Below are 14,493 nucleotides of genomic sequence, written 5' to 3'. Positions count from 1 at the left end.
TGTAAAGCACCCCTTTCGACATTTATTATGCTCGGGGATTTGTCTCATTATAAAGGGAGTTAGAGGAAAGAAATTGTGGTATCATGTCAAGGAAGCAAAAAAGAGCCTGTCAAAAGGCTCTTTATACCCGTCAGATCAGCCTTCTGCGACCGCAGGCTTCTGATCCGGCCCCTGTCTCGAAATCATCATAGGTAAAGGGAAAATTCATTCCGCATTCATTCAGCAAAGCGCAATTTTTATCAAACAGCGCCCGCTCTTTGACGTCATATACCGGGTGCGGCTTTGACAGCATGATATGTACCGTTTGCAGACAAGCCATAATTTGAAACGCTTCTTTTAAAGTTCCTTGGTAACGTTGGTTTTGTAATGATAATACGCCCCTTTTTTTAAAGCGCTGAATTTCCAGTTCGGAGAAATAAAGAGGAAAGACATTTTGAAACAATTCAGAGGAAAGCTCTTGTATCGCGCTTTCTTGTCCGTCAGTCGCTGCGTTCACAATTCTCACATCAATCACCTTTCTTGCCATGTGAATATCCTTAATCTTTATCAAGAATAGCATAGAAAAAAACGCGAAAGCTAAGGTAAGTGTTTCCTATTGAAACAGCCGCTTTCCGCTTGAAAAGGAGCTTTATGAAATGAAACAAAATGACCGCGGTCTGGAACTTCTGATTACGGAAAAGCACGCCGGACAATGGCTGTTTTCAGTCCTGAAATCTGAATTCCAGGCGTCAAAACCCGTAATTACGGAATGGATGAACCAAGAAAGCATTCAGGTGAATCGAACATCCCCGAAAAACAATATCATACTGAAGACCGGAGATCGCTTATTCATTGATCTTCAGGAAAAAACGGGTTCTTCGGTGACTCCGGAATACGGAGAGCCGGACATTTTATTTGAGGACAATCATATGCTGATTGCAAATAAGCCGGCGGGAATGCCGACTCATCCAAATGAAGAGGGTCAGACCGGCACCCTCAGCAACCTGATCGCTTACCATTTTCAAATCAACGGCGAGCAGGCGAAAGTGCGCCACGTTCACCGTCTTGACCGTGACACGTCAGGCGCGGTCGTTTTCGCGAAACACCGCCTGGCCCATGCAATCCTTGACCGTCAGCTCGAAACCAAAACATTAAAACGCACCTATATCGCCGCGGCGGAAGGAAAAGTGACGCCGAAAAAAGGCACGGTTGACTCGCCGATCGGCCGCGACAGGTCACATTCCGTCAGACGGCGCGTATCACCCGGCGGACAAGCCGCCGTCACCCATTACAAAGTGAAAGGCTATCATCCCGGTGCGCAGCTTACATTGGCAGAGCTTGAACTGGAAACCGGGAGAACACATCAAATCAGGGTGCATATGGCAAGCATCGGCCATCCGTTGGCGGGCGATGACCTGTACGGCGGAAGCAGGACGCTGTTTCACAGGCAGGCGCTTCACGCAAAAAAAGTCAGTGTCGTCCATCCGATCTCAGGAGAAGAAATCGTTGCCGAGGCGCCGATGCCGGCTGATCTGGCTCATTTTACCGAAACGTATTTTTCTTAAACAGGGTCGGCATATATAATATATCGTTTCGGCGCATTTCCAATGTAAGAAAACGGATAGCAAGTGGTCAGGATCAGTTCCTCCCGCTTGTGCTGAAGTGTGATGACAGATGTATCATCCCGGCTGACGATTTTTGTACGGCTGATTTTATAAGAAAACGTGCCGTAAGACAAAATCACGTTCAGTCTGTCTCCTTTTTTCAGTTCGCCGGTCCGGCGGAACACCGTGTCCCTGTGGCCGGATAACACAATTTGGCCGTGATCGCCCGGATAATAGCTGTCCTTATAATGTCCGACGCCTTTTGCTAAATCATCTGCGTCAGTCCCTTCGACGATCGGGAGCTCAGCGTCGATTTCAGGGATTTCTAAAATGCCGCTTGCCTCACCCGTTTCGGGGTGAAATTCTTTTTTGCGCTGTGTCAGCACAGCGCTTTTTGTTTCGTTCTTTTCCAATACAGGTTCTGTTGCTTTTTTTGCTTCTTCAAGCGATTGGTTCGTTTTCATATGTGAATCAATGATCTTCCAGCTTCCGTAACATGTGATGATGATACCGGCGATGATGACGAGAAGCGGAATATGTTTCAGTTTGTTCATCGTGTGCGGGTTCCCCTTTTCTTTCTGAAAAGCCAATATACGCCGGCACCCGTGATCACCAGGCCGGCCAATGCCGTCTGATGGCTGCCCGCTGAAGTATCAGGCAATGGGCGGCCTTTTTGTGTGCCGCTTTCAGTCTGTTTTGTGCTTTGTTCCGAATTTGCGGCAGACGCCGGACGGGATTCGGGAATTGACTGCACTGTATCAGATGCTGTTTCTTCTACGACAGGACGTTCAGGTTTTTTGGTTTGATCAGGCTGTTCTGCTGCATCCGGTTTTTTAGCGGGTTTTTCCGCTTGAGGTTTTTCTCCTTTATCAGGCCTGGTGCCGCCCGGTGTTTCCCCGCTTCCCGGCTGATTGCCGGTGTCATCAGGTGTTTCGGCGGCTGATGCCGTGCGGATGCGGCCGTCGGTTTGATAAGAAATCGGTGCGGAAAAGCTTTTGACATAGTCTACTGTCGCTTCCAAATCCTCAGGCCCCGTCACCGGATTCTTGCCGAGTTTCCCGATCGGACCGTATTTTGCCCCCGCTGCCGTCGCCATAAATTGATTGACTGTTACTGTATATCCTTTTTCGGGCTGTATGTCTGTCCCGTCCGCCATTTTCATTTCAACCGCTTGTCCGGTTTCCGGGTTCCATGTATAGGAAAATCCGCTGATGCTGTAATCCGGACCGTACACCGGAGAAATTTGCGCGTTAATGATCTCCCGCAAATCTTTTCCTTTGATTTCAAGCTTCGTCAGCACATTGCCGAACGGCTGTACATTATAAAGGTCTCCCCATGTAATCGTCCCTTTTTTTATACCGTCCCGGATGCCTCCTCCATTCATAAGTGCAAAATCGGATTTCATCTTCGCTTTCATACCGTCGGCAATCAGATTTCCGAGCGCCGTGTCGCCGTCATTTGAATACCCGCCCGTTATATCATGGGCCGCTTCCCCGACCGCTTCGCTGATAATCGGTTTCACTTTCTCTTCATATTTGCTTAATATGCCTGCCGCAGCCGGGTCAGGCTTGATTTTATTTTGATCGATATATTGGATTTCCGCTGATTTTTTCACGATATCCTTCGACTCTTTATCAAGTTCAAGATCGGCGATTCCGATTGCTTTTCCGTATTCAAATGCCTGCACGATCAGCTTGCCGTCGATTTCTCCGTTTACGACTTTATGATTGTGCGCGGCGAAAATCACGTCAATCTCTGAGTCTGTTCCGCTTGCAAGCTTTGCGGATTCTCCCGTGATGGCTGAGCCATTTTGTTCAGCAGACATATGGGCGAGCACGGCGATTGCTTTAATTCCTTTTTTCTTCAGGTCAGCAGCGGCGTCATTGACGGCCTTTACCTCATCCGTAAACGTAATATTTTTAATTCCGTCCGGGATGACCATGCCTGCCGCCGATCTGGTTACAACCCCGATAAATGCGACCGGAATTCCGGAAACGTATTTAATTTCATACGGCGGCAGAAAGGACTCCCCTGACTTCAGTTTACAGTTGGCGCAGACGAGCGGGAAATTTTGGCCGTCATAACCGCTTGTCCCCTTACCGTCCGGATGATCTCCTCCATTGATGATCCGTTTAAGCTCATTCGTTCCTTCATCGAATTCGTGATTGCCGACAGTTCCGACATCAAAACCGATGTCTTCCATCAATTCTACTGTCGGTTCATCCTGAAAAAGGGCTGACACGGGAGAGCTGCCCCCGATCATATCGCCCGCATGCACGACAAAGGCGTGTTCTTTCTCGGCTTTCGCCTTTTTAATGTACGCTGCGGCGTAGTCCATCCGCCCGAACGTGCCATCCGGTTTACCGTCTCCGTTAAGGTCAAGCTCATATTGCTGATCAATTTTTCCGTGCAGATCATTCATGCTGATGATTCTGAGCGGGACACGGCCGGAGTCTTCTGTCTGCTGTTCTTTATAGGCCTTATCTGTTTCAGCTTCATTCAGTGATCCTGCTTGTCCGATTGCTTCCGCATCTTTCACGCTGAACATCATAAAACAAACCGTCAGCAAACAGCACGAAAGACGCATACCCCTTTTTTTCTTCATTCATTTCCCCCCTGTCTTCTAAGAAATACGTTAGCTTATTTTCTTAAAAATCACATCACTTTTTTGTAAAGATTGTCTTCGCTGGCGCAAAATAGTAAATAATCCCCACGTAACGAAACAGGTCTTGATGTATAACGGATCGGCTTTTTTCACATCTTAATGATGATTTGACATGAAGGAGGAAAACAACCAGTGGAACAGCAGCAGAATCAGCAGCAGCCGCCAGTAAATCAAGGGATCCCGGATTCACCGCAAGTGAATCACGGAGGACATGAGCTTTTCGATATGCATGAAGTGCTGGCCGGAACAGTCGGCGTTTTGGATCAATTTATGATGCTCAGACAGTTTATACAGGATCAGCAGCTGGCCGACATCCTTGACCGCCAGTATCAATTCATTCTCGGACTCTATAATCTGACGGCAGAATGCTTTAAGACCGGCCAAAAGCCTTCTCAGGAAACGTCGACATATATGATGAAGGAACAGAACCAGGCCGTCTACGGTATAAAACCGACTCAGCCGAAAAAACCGAATCAATCATTAAATGATGTCAAAGATCTCGGGATCAGCGGCCATATGCTCGGCCTGATTAAAGCTCAAGCTTCTCTCTTGACGATGAGCTCGCTTGAAATGACCAATCCCGTCACTAGAAGAGTGCTCTCCGCCCAAATTCAGCAATATGTCGAAATGGCGTATGAAATCTTCTTATACCAAAACAAACACGGTTATTATCAGGTTCCTCAGCTCAATGCACAAGATATGCAGACCATGCTGAATTCATTTGCACCGGCTCAGGGACAGCCGCAAATGCCTCCGATTAAAGGACAAATGGGACAGCAGCAGCAAAACCTCCATTGATTAAAAAACGGCGTTGGAAACCTGACTCTCCAACGCCGTTTTCTTTTTTTCATATGCTTTTGTGAAATCATGTTCAAATCGTTTCAGGCTTTCTTTCGTAGCCGCTTCAAAGCCTTTTTCAAAATCCTGTGTTTCGGCGGTTTTATTGATAATGGTTAAGATAATGCCTTCTCCGAATGTTTCGGTTAAGTCCTTTATCATATAGAAGCTTTGCAAATAGACATCCGTTTCATATTCCATACGCGATTTCTGCCATTTTCGGTCGGTCGTTAATTGATCAAACGGCACGACGGAAAATGCAATCGGATCAATGACTACATCATAATGCGCGACCCACTCGCTCAGCCCCTCATGAAACCAAAGCGGAAATACAGACGTATCCGTCCCCAATTGCCGCGTTTTTTGATGAAACGCATAGTGTGTATATTCATGTATAATCAATTGCTTATACATGAAAACGGCCAGCTCATCTTTTTTCAAAAGCTGTTTTTTCTCTTCAGGCAAAAGCCCCATCATCTGCTCCTGTTCTGAATAAAAACCGACTACATTTTTCAATCCTGAATATTGCTCCATTTCATCTTCATCCGAAAAGAAAATGAGTTCAAGCGGCGCTGCACCTTTATAACCGACAATGATTTGATTGATACGCTTTGCGTGGTCCAGCGTAAGCTTGGTCAGATCCAAGAGCGGCTTTTCATCCGCCGTATAGTAAATCGCTGTATGTTTGTAAATTTCTTTATTCATGTGTTCAGTCACTTGTTCCTTCGTCGGAACAGAGCGGCTGTTTTGGCCTGACAGGACGTACATCATACTTACTGAAACGGCTGAACTGACAGCCAATATGACAAGGACTCCGCACAGGATCAGAGTGAATGCCGCCCGTTTCCCCATGCCGTCACGCAAACAAGCTCCCCTCCCCGATCCTTTCATTTTCATCTCATTCTTTACTTTATGCTCAGGAGCGCTGGGTCGTGACGGCAGATAAAATAAAAAAGCCGCAGCAAATGCGGCTTTTCCATTCAGTTATTTATTGGGGTTTGGGAATACACGCTGCACCATTTGGCCGAATTCATCAAACAGACCGGATACAGGATGTCCGTTTTGGATTCGTTTTCCGTAGCCTTGCATGCGTTCAACGAAGTCCGGGTTCGCTGATACATATACAGTCCGGACATGTTTATCGGCTGATTTCACCTTATCGGTAATCTTATTTTTCAAATGGTTGGCGATGGCGCCTTTTTGCCCGTTTGTCAAAACAACGGCAACATATGCGCTGTTTCCGGCAACGATCACAGTCGCATTTTTAACCTCTTTTAAATCAGTCACCTTGTCGGCGGCCTTATCAGCCACTCTCAGGTTACGATTGTCATTGTGATCGGTGTTTTGGTTATGACGGTTCACTGTATTCATATTTGTCGCACCGTCGTTAGGCGTGTTGCGGTAATTTACATTCTGGGTGCGGTTGTCATTTCGTTTTCCTTCTCCTTGGTTCCCCATACTGCACCCTGCGGTAATCAGCATCGGCAGAAGAAGGGCAGAGATAACTGCTTGCTTTTTTATCATGTGAATTCCTCCTTTCTCACTTTACGTATAGGTTTTTCTATTCGGCGGGATTTATGCACGCCGTTTGCATCCTGAGCGGTTTGGATAAATATCAGAAGGAAAGGGAAAGGTAAGCGTAATCAATTGAATGAGGAGGGATTTAACTTGTTCAGAAAAAAAAGCGGTATCAGCCCGACAGCGCTGCTGATCGGATCATCGATTCTGATTGCAGCTTTATCACCCGAAATCCGCCGGAAAATCTCCGGAATGGTTTCAGGCAGAATGCAGCATAAAGATGGCACACACTCCATGCAGCCTGCTGACCTGATTCAACAGGCGTTCGGCGGGGAATCCGGCGGACAGCAGCACGCAGACAAAGCCCGGCATTCACAAACCGGCTCATTGCAGCCTGCCGAGCTGATCAAACAGGCGTTCGGCGGCGAATCCGGCGGACAGCAGCACACGGACAAAGCCCGGCATTCACAAACCGGCTCCATGCAGCCTGCCGACCTGATTAAACAGGCTTTCGGCGGCGAATCCGGCGGACAGCAGCATGAGCAGACTTCCCGCAATCACTCCGGCTCATCCCATACGGACGGACAGGCAGACCGCAGCCGCAGTAAAGAAACTTCGCCGAAGCCTCACTATACCGAGCCGATTCACTTCGAAGAAAGCGCGGTGAATGTTTTAAATGACAGCACCGTGATGAATATGCTGGAAGAAATTGAACCCGGAAATCATTAGAAACGAAAAAAATCCTTCATTCGTTCAACGATGAAGGATTTTTCGTTTTAGTGCTATCTGCTTTTTTATTAAGCTTCTTCAGTTTCAATGACGATTGTGGAATCATTGTACACCGCGGTATCGGTTTCCTTCGTCATTTTACTTGTTAACAGCCCTGCGGTCATACTGCCGCTGACATTTAAGGCGGTGCGCCCCATGTCAATTAACGGCTCAATTGAAATGAGCAGTCCGGCAAGCGCGACAGGCATGTTCAAAGCGGATAGGACGAGCAGAGCCGCAAATGTCGCGCCGCCTCCCACGCCTGCTACACCGAATGAACTGATTGCCACGATGGCGATGACGGAAATGATAAATCCCGGTTCAAACGGGTTTTGCCCTACTGTCGGCGCAATCATCATCGCGAGCATCGCCGGATAAATACCGGCACAGCCGTTTTGACCGATTGATAAGCCGAATGAACCGGCGAAGTTCGCAATGCCTTCCGGTACGCCCATACTTTTTTGTGTTTTAATATTGAGCGGCAAAGCCCCTGCGCTTGAACGGGACGTAAACGCAAACACCATAACCGGAAATGCTTTTTTCACGTATGTGATCGGATTTAAACCGCTGAACGTGATCAGCAGCAAGTGAATGATAAACATGGCGATAAGCGCGGCGTATGAAGCGATCACAAACATCCCCAGTTTCGCAATGCTGTCGATGTCGCTTGTCGCGATCGTCTTGGTCATAATCGCCAATACCCCGTAAGGCGTCAGTCTTAAAATTAATGTCACAACGCGCATAATAATCGCGTATACCGCATCGACAATTCCGCTGAAAGTCGCAGCGTGCTCCGGCTGCTTCCGTTTCACGCCCAGAAAAGCGATGCCGAGGAAAGCGGCGAAAATAACGACTCCGATGGTGGAAGTCGGTCTGGCCCCCGTGAAATCAAGAAACGGATTCCCCGGCAGAAGCTCAACGATTTGCTGAGGCAGCGTTTTGGCCGTCATATCCTCAGATTTTTGCTGCAGCTCCTGACCCCTTGATAACTCAGTGCTCCCCTGGTCGATATGAACGGCTTTCAGATCAAAGGAAAGCGCCGAAACAATTCCGACTGCCGCGGCAATTGCTGTCGTAGCAATCAAAATTCCGATGATCAGTCCGCTGATTTTCCCAATGTTATGGGTCAGTTTAAGCTTCGTAAATGCGCCGAGAATAGAAATAAAGACTAGCGGCATGACGATCATCTGAAGCAATTTGACATAACCGCCGCCGGCAATATTAAACCAATCGGCCGTTTGTGTCACGACATGTGAGGCCGGCCCGTAAATCAATTGCAGTGCAAAACCGAATACAATGCCTAATCCGAGTGCGGTAAAGACACGTTTAGAAAAGGAAACGTGTTTCTTTTGCATGACAAACAGACCTGCTATAAGCAAAAGCATAATGAAAACATGTAAGACTATAAATAAATTCTCCAAAACAGGTAAACACTCCCTTGCTCATTTATCCTTTAACACTATATTATATGAATTCCGATCGGTCAAGTAAGAATTGACAAAATATGTATTTCTATAGACTTTTCTCTTTTCTTTCCACCCTTTCTCTAGTAACTTATATAAGGGTGATTGTTATGCTGAAGGAACTGTTTCTTAATTTAACGATTTTAATTACATTTAATTATCTCTTCACCCTTCTCTTTAAAGAGTCGCTTTCGTATAAAGAAGACCGTCTGATGTTTCAATTACTGAAGGGGACGGTCTGCGGGCTTTTAGGGGTTTTTCTGATTGCTTTCGGCTTTTCTTACTCCGATTCCATCATTGATCTCAGAAATATCCCCATTATCATCGCCGCTCTTTACGGAGGCTGGGTGTCTACGGCAGCCGCCTTTGCGATTATCGTCGCAGGCCGTATCCTGATCAATTTCAATGCCAGCGCCATTTTTTCCATCGTCGCCGTCGGGGTTATTGCGATACTTTCTGCAGCCGTCCTCAGAGGAAAAAAGCCGGATCACAAAATGGCGTTCGTTATGCTGCTTTTTTCAAATGTTATTTTCACCCTGACGCTGCTGTTTCTTATGCCCGAACAGCCTGCCGGGGCTCTCGTTTATTATTGGCTCATTTCCGTCTTGGGCGGAATGCTGTCGCTGTATATCATTAAACACGAAGCCGATGCCCGCCTTTTGTTCAAGCAATACAAGTTTCAAGCGAATTATGATTTTCTGACGGGGATTTTTAATAAGAGAAAATTCGAGGAAGTCTCGCGCGTTCTGTACGATCGGGCGTCTCAATCCCCCTCGTCTCAGCTCTCGCTTATTTATTTGGATATTGATCACTTTAAGCAAATCAATGATCAATACGGCCATTATGAAGGGGATCAAGTACTGAAGGAACTGGGGACGCGTCTGAGGTTCTTACTCAGCAGTTCTGATCCGTCAGCCCGCATCGGCGGGGAAGAATTTGCCGTGCTTATGCCCAATTGCACGTATACGAAAGGGCTTCACCTCGCAGAAGAAATCAGGCAGACGATTGACGCGAACCCGATTCTGCTGACGAGCGGAGATACAATTCCCGTGACCGTTTCCCTCGGCATCGCGCATTATCCGACAAATACATCGGATCCTCAGACATTGCCCCTGATCGCGGACCGGATGCTGTACAAAGCGAAAACATCAGGGCGCAATCAAGTGTGCAGCACTGAAAAAAAAGAATGATCGCCCGAAGAGGAAATCATTCTTTCTTTTCAGTGAGAAAACCGCCCCTCAGGAAAACAGGAATCAGGCTGCCCTCATATTCTTTTTCAATAAACGCCGCGGTATCATCTGATTGATACAAAGACAGGAGTTTTTGCATCCGTTCATCATCTTTATTCTCAGCTCTGACGGCGATCAGATGAATATATGCTTCCTTCATTTGCGCCGATCGGATCAGCGCGTCCTTCTCCGCATGAAATCCTGCTCTTTTCGCCTCGCTTTGACTGAGAACTGCTGCGTCAGCATGTTCCGCCGCCTGATAGGCGTTCTTTTTTGTTTCCGTTTTTAAGGTCAGATGCTTCGGGTTGTCCTTGATCATATCAGTTGAACCCGTACCGGTGAATCCCTTTTTCAATGTCATCAGTCCGGCCTCCTGCATGAGAAAAAGCGCCCTGCCGAAGGCCGCCGCTTCACCAGGCACGGCAATGACCGCTCCGTCCGGTATATCCTTCAGCCGTTTATGTTGCTTGGAATACACCCCCAGCGATGCCGCATATGTCGTTCCTAAAGGAGCCAGCTTCTTTTTCATATGAGGCGGCAAAGATTGAAAATAAGAAACGGATTGAAACGCATTGGCGTCGAGATCCCCACCGGCAAGCGCCAAATCGGCCTCGGCATAATCCGAAAACGTTACCAAAGAAAGCTGCAATCCTTCCTCACCGGCTTTTTTCGCGACAAACTCCCAGATCGATTGATCAGATTCATTGATTCCGATAGTAATTGTCCGGTTCCCGTCAGGATAATGACATGAAGTAAGTGACATGATCAAAATGAAAAGAAACAGACTGTTTATAAGCCGCAGGTTCAAGTTGACCTACTCCCTATCTATTTTTATGTACAGAGGCGGCACCATGGTATTCGGGCTCATGATTACATACAATACCGATTAAAAAAAAGGTTGTCAATTGCTTCCTTAAGAGACCGTAAAGCGGTTTTTATCAGCTGAAAATGGGCTGTTCTAGTCTCAAATCAGATTTCCGTATCAGAGCGTTCCCCTCTTAAAACATGTTATTTCGAAAAAAGTTACATTTAGCAGTTGTTTTTTCTTCGAATTACTGGTAGAGTAAAGGTAATTATTTTTGTTCGAACTATCTTTAAGAAGAAAGTTTTGTAAGAGTTTTCGTCTTGGAAGTTTGTTTTAGAGCAAGAATAGTGAATTTAAGCGTTATGTCGCTTTAGGAGGAAATTTCATGTTAGAAGGTAAAGTAAAATGGTTCAACTCTGAAAAAGGATTCGGATTCATCGAAGTAGAAGGTCAAGACGATGTATTCGTTCACTTCTCTGCTATTCAAGGCGAAGGCTTCAAAACTTTAGAAGAAGGCCAATCTGTTTCTTTCGAAATCGTTGAAGGAAACCGCGGACCACAAGCTGCTAACGTAACAAAAGCATAAATTGTTTAAAAACCCTGCCGGTGTACGCCGGCAGGGTTTTTTTCATCTAAAACGAAAAGCTGTTTTGCAAAGGCAAAACAGCTTTTTTATATCAGGTGGCAATATCGCGTTTTAAGAAGACGCCGAATGCGAGCGCCAGAAAAATGATGAAGTAAATCACAAGCATCACAACCGAAAATGTCATCGTCATCCCCTCTACTAAAGGAGTCCCGTTCATATATTGCGACAAATCCGTATTGGCGAATAAAATATATTTGGTCCATTCAAATTTCGTGGCAAGAAATACAGTCGCCGTGTTCCCCATAACCAATAGAAAAATAGAAAATCCGACCGCTAATGAGCTGTTCCGGAATACCGCAGACAGCATAAACGCCATCGTCGCAAGCATAAAAGCGGAGACAGATTCATAGACATATGTTTTAGCGAGGAAAGCGATGATATTTTGCTCAAAAACATGGCCGTCTTTGTATACGAGATGAACATCAGCCGCAGTATCTCCCCCTGTACCGAAAAAGACCAATCCCAGCAGAGCGGAGCCGGCAAATAAAATCACAAGCATCAGCAGTCCGAACAGCAGCACCGTCATATATTTAGAAAGCAAAATCTGAAAACGGCTGAGCGGACGGATAGCCAGCAGCTTGATCGTCCCCCAGTTGAACTCATTCGCCACGATGCCTGCGGCAATGATAATCGTAAACAGCCCGGTCAAAACCGTCATCATCGAAGAATCAGCTACGTATGACCACACTGTGTACCCTGTATCCTCAGGAATATTATGATCCATACGGTATTCATTTATCGCGATATTCTGTTTCAGACTATCAATGACAGTCTGATTTCCGGTTTCCTTCATCTGCTGTTTCATTTCTTTGTTTTCGGCCTGGAGCTCCTGTTTCCAATTCGGATTGGCTTCGCTCGAGGTGAAATGGTTTGACAGAAGCGCAAAACCGATCATCGAAACGCCTAAAATTACAATCATAGCCCACGTGCCGACGCGGCTGAAAATTTTTATCCATTCATTATAGATCAGCTTAAACATATTGAACCTCCTCTTTCGTCCCGCCGGTAATCTCCAAGAAACGGTCTTCCAAAGATTTTGTCATGATTTTCACTTCATATAAGCGGATGTTTTCACGGACGAGCAGTGATATCACATCAGGCACTTCCTGTTTTGACAGCCTGATCTCAATGCCGTTTGTCTTCTTCATACAGTCAAACTGACTCAGAACGGCCAGAGCCTCTTCTCTTTGTTCAATATGGAAGAAGTATGTATCTTTATCCTCTTTTCCTTCATCCCTTACTTTTTGAATATCGACAAGCTCCCCTTTTTGCAGAATGCCGATTCGGTCGCACATTAACTCCATTTCTGACAGCAGATGGCTTGAGACGATGACAGCCATTCCTTTTTCACGTGTCAGCTTTTTCAGATGGTCCCTGATTTCCCTGATGCCCGCGGGATCAAGGCCGTTTGTCGGTTCATCCAGAATCAGCACCTTAGGATTATGCAGCAGGCTTTGGGCGAGGCCGAGACGCTGTCTCATTCCGAGAGAGTAGGTTTTTACTTTGTCATGTATTCTGTCCTGCAACCCGACGAGCTCGATGACCTCATCTATTTTTTCTTTCGTAACGCCTTTTACCATCCTTGCGTACTGCTGTAAATTTTTATAACCGCTCAGGAATTTGTACAGCTCCGGGTTTTCCACGATGGCTCCGACGTGCCTGACCGCTTTTGCATAGTTTTTCGTAATGGATTCCCCGCAGATTACGATGTCTCCCTGAGATAGTTTCATTAATCCGACCATCATTCTGATCGTAGTGGTTTTCCCCGCTCCATTCGGCCCTAAAAATCCAAACACTTCGCCCGCCCGGACGGAGAAGCTCAGATCATGAATAATCGTTCGTCCTTTTATCGTTTTCTTTACCTGTTGCAGTTCTAAAACCGTTTCCAATTAGAATCCCCCTTCTATTTCGTGCGCCTGCATGACGCTTCTGTACCATTGAAGCACGGACATTCCTTCCTGTTCCCGAATTTCTTCGACCTCGCGCCGTTCAGCGATTTTCCCTTTTATGAAAACCATCACTTCGTCTAACAGCGTCTCAATCTCGCCGATCTCATGCGTGGCGATGACGACGATCTGGCTGTCAAAATCAATATAAGATACGAGACTGTTGACAATCGACTCTCTGACCGCCGGATCAAGACCTGAAAACGGCTCATCCAGCAGAATGACGGATGCTTTTCTCGACAGGGCCAAAACGATTTTCAGCCTGCCCCGGCTGCCTTTGGACAGCTCTTTTATCTTCTGCTTCGCTGAAAGATTCATTTCCGTTAATAGGTTATGTGCTTTTTCCAGCTGAAAATCCGGGAATTGCGAATGATAAAATGTGAGCATATCACCGACGGTCGTCCGGGCGAAAAACATATCATGTTCGGTTAAATAAGCCGTACGAAACAGCATGTTCCTGCTTACTGCGCAGTCTCCGATCCGGACGGCGCCCGAGGTCGGGAACGCAAGCCCGGCAAGCATTTTAAGCGTTGTTGATTTACCGCTTCCGTTCGGCCCTAAAATTCCGTAGATTTTACCCGGAGACAATGAAAATGATACATCGCTGACCGCGAGCCTGCGGCCGTATTTTTTTGTTACGCGTTCAAAATCAAGATTCATCGATCGTTTGCTTCCTCCGCATATTGTTTGATCCCGTCGATCATTTCCTCAGGAGATAACCCCAGCTCCGCCATTTCCTGAATAAAGCGTTTGAAAACGTCTTTAGTCAGCCTGTCTTTCAGCTCCGCTATCAGATCGGACCTTTCCGCTATAAAGGTTCCCTGTCCTCTTCTCGTCTCCACGATCCCCAGCCTTTCCATTTCACTGTACGTTCTTTGTATCGTATTCGGATTCACTTTCATCTGTACGGCCATCTCCCTTACGGACGGCAGTTTGTCCCCCGGTGAAAGCTCACTTCGGATCAGCCGGTAATATACACGATCGGCAATCTGCAGATAAATCGGCTTGGATGACTGAAATTCATTCTCCATCA

At 46.6% G+C, this 14,493-nt stretch carries 16 protein-coding genes; 5 read left to right on the top strand and 11 right to left on the bottom strand.

The features are described 5' to 3' along the window. Positions 1-130 precede the first annotated feature (130 nt). On the bottom strand, positions 131-526 hold the full coding sequence (locus tag NYE36_RS04805) for a DUF5365 family protein (RefSeq protein ID WP_029325982.1): 396 nt from the start codon (positions 524-526) through the stop codon (positions 131-133). Positions 527-635: 109 nt separating this feature from the next. On the opposite strand from NYE36_RS04805, the gene NYE36_RS04800 reads away from it, so the two are divergent. After that, positions 636-1,544 carry an RluA family pseudouridine synthase gene (locus NYE36_RS04800; protein WP_007408447.1) on the top strand — a complete coding sequence of 303 codons (909 nt, stop codon included), beginning with the start codon at positions 636-638 and terminating at the stop codon, positions 1,542-1,544. Here the strand turns inward: NYE36_RS04800 and NYE36_RS04795 are convergent. Both NYE36_RS04795 and NYE36_RS04790 read right to left on the bottom strand, forming a co-directional pair. Further along, positions 1,541-2,137 (bottom strand): class D sortase, encoded by a 597-nt coding sequence (locus NYE36_RS04795; protein ID WP_061581855.1) that lies wholly within the window; start codon positions 2,135-2,137, stop codon positions 1,541-1,543. The two genes, NYE36_RS04800 and NYE36_RS04795, sit on opposite strands and share 4 nt — an antisense overlap. After that, positions 2,134-4,188 carry a 5'-nucleotidase C-terminal domain-containing protein gene (locus tag NYE36_RS04790; RefSeq protein WP_251257048.1) on the bottom strand — a complete coding sequence of 685 codons (2,055 nt, stop codon included), beginning with the start codon at positions 4,186-4,188 and terminating at the stop codon, positions 2,134-2,136. Before NYE36_RS04790 ends, NYE36_RS04795 begins: the two co-directional genes overlap by 4 nt. 192 nt (positions 4,189-4,380) lie before the next feature. Here NYE36_RS04790 and NYE36_RS04785 point away from each other — a divergent pair, with 192 nt between their 5' ends. Continuing rightward, positions 4,381-5,046, top strand: a complete 666-nt coding sequence (locus tag NYE36_RS04785; RefSeq protein ID WP_251257047.1) for a spore coat protein — start codon at positions 4,381-4,383, stop codon at positions 5,044-5,046. Here NYE36_RS04785 and NYE36_RS04780 read toward each other — a convergent pair whose 3' ends face one another. Together NYE36_RS04780 and NYE36_RS04775 are read right to left on the bottom strand one after the other, a co-directional pair. Next, a complete protein-coding gene (locus NYE36_RS04780; protein ID WP_039254966.1) occupies positions 5,047-5,949 on the bottom strand; it encodes a hypothetical protein in 903 nt (300 codons plus the stop codon). Between the two features lie 120 nt (positions 5,950-6,069). After that, the gene (locus tag NYE36_RS04775; RefSeq protein WP_003155362.1) at positions 6,070-6,609 is read right to left on the bottom strand and encodes a YhcN/YlaJ family sporulation lipoprotein; all 540 of its coding nucleotides are present in this window, start codon (positions 6,607-6,609) and stop codon (positions 6,070-6,072) included. A gap of 144 nt (positions 6,610-6,753) precedes the next feature. Between NYE36_RS04775 and NYE36_RS04770 the strand changes: the two genes are divergently transcribed. After that, positions 6,754-7,332: a hypothetical protein gene (locus NYE36_RS04770; protein WP_251257046.1), complete on the top strand. Its 579-nt coding sequence runs from the start codon at positions 6,754-6,756 to the stop codon at positions 7,330-7,332. Between the two features lie 68 nt (positions 7,333-7,400). On the opposite strand, the gene NYE36_RS04765 is transcribed toward NYE36_RS04770, so the two are convergent. Next, positions 7,401-8,792, bottom strand: coding sequence for an L-cystine transporter (locus tag NYE36_RS04765; protein WP_265451305.1), 1,392 nt, complete (start codon positions 8,790-8,792; stop codon positions 7,401-7,403). A gap of 152 nt (positions 8,793-8,944) precedes the next feature. On the opposite strand from NYE36_RS04765, the gene NYE36_RS04760 reads away from it, so the two are divergent. After that, a complete protein-coding gene (locus tag NYE36_RS04760) occupies positions 8,945-10,024 on the top strand; it encodes a diguanylate cyclase (protein WP_251257044.1) in 1,080 nt (359 codons plus the stop codon). 16 nt (positions 10,025-10,040) lie between these two features. Here NYE36_RS04760 and NYE36_RS04755 read toward each other — a convergent pair whose 3' ends face one another. After that, complete coding sequence (locus NYE36_RS04755) at positions 10,041-10,871, bottom strand: MetQ/NlpA family ABC transporter substrate-binding protein (protein ID WP_053573517.1); 831 nt, start codon at positions 10,869-10,871, stop codon at positions 10,041-10,043. A 382-nt stretch (positions 10,872-11,253) separates the two neighbouring features. Here NYE36_RS04755 and cspB point away from each other — a divergent pair, with 382 nt between their 5' ends. After that, positions 11,254-11,454, top strand: a complete 201-nt coding sequence (gene cspB, locus NYE36_RS04750) for a cold shock-like protein CspB (RefSeq protein WP_003155376.1) — start codon at positions 11,254-11,256, stop codon at positions 11,452-11,454. Between the two features lie 91 nt (positions 11,455-11,545). Here the strand turns inward: cspB and NYE36_RS04745 are convergent, their stop codons facing one another. From NYE36_RS04745 to NYE36_RS04730, 4 genes are read right to left on the bottom strand one after another with little or no spacing between them, the layout of a single operon-like run. Continuing rightward, complete coding sequence (locus NYE36_RS04745) at positions 11,546-12,493, bottom strand: ABC transporter permease (RefSeq protein WP_064115722.1); 948 nt, start codon at positions 12,491-12,493, stop codon at positions 11,546-11,548. Then, positions 12,486-13,403, bottom strand: a complete 918-nt coding sequence (locus NYE36_RS04740; RefSeq protein WP_031378427.1) for an ABC transporter ATP-binding protein — start codon at positions 13,401-13,403, stop codon at positions 12,486-12,488. Before NYE36_RS04740 ends, NYE36_RS04745 begins: the two co-directional genes overlap by 8 nt. Beyond that, complete coding sequence (locus tag NYE36_RS04735) at positions 13,404-14,120, bottom strand: ABC transporter ATP-binding protein (RefSeq protein ID WP_025284469.1); 717 nt, start codon at positions 14,118-14,120, stop codon at positions 13,404-13,406. Next, positions 14,117-14,491, bottom strand: coding sequence for a GntR family transcriptional regulator (locus tag NYE36_RS04730; protein WP_060675175.1), 375 nt, complete (start codon positions 14,489-14,491; stop codon positions 14,117-14,119). Before NYE36_RS04730 ends, NYE36_RS04735 begins: the two co-directional genes overlap by 4 nt. Positions 14,492-14,493: the final 2 nt, after the last annotated feature.

Origin of the sequence: Bacillus sp. FSL R5-0593 (genome assembly GCF_038603755.1) — a bacterium.
Classification (GTDB): domain Bacteria; phylum Bacillota; class Bacilli; order Bacillales; family Bacillaceae; genus Bacillus; species Bacillus velezensis.
The sequence above is the reverse complement of the archived record's forward strand: the minus strand, read 5'-3'. Positions and strand labels throughout refer to the sequence as shown.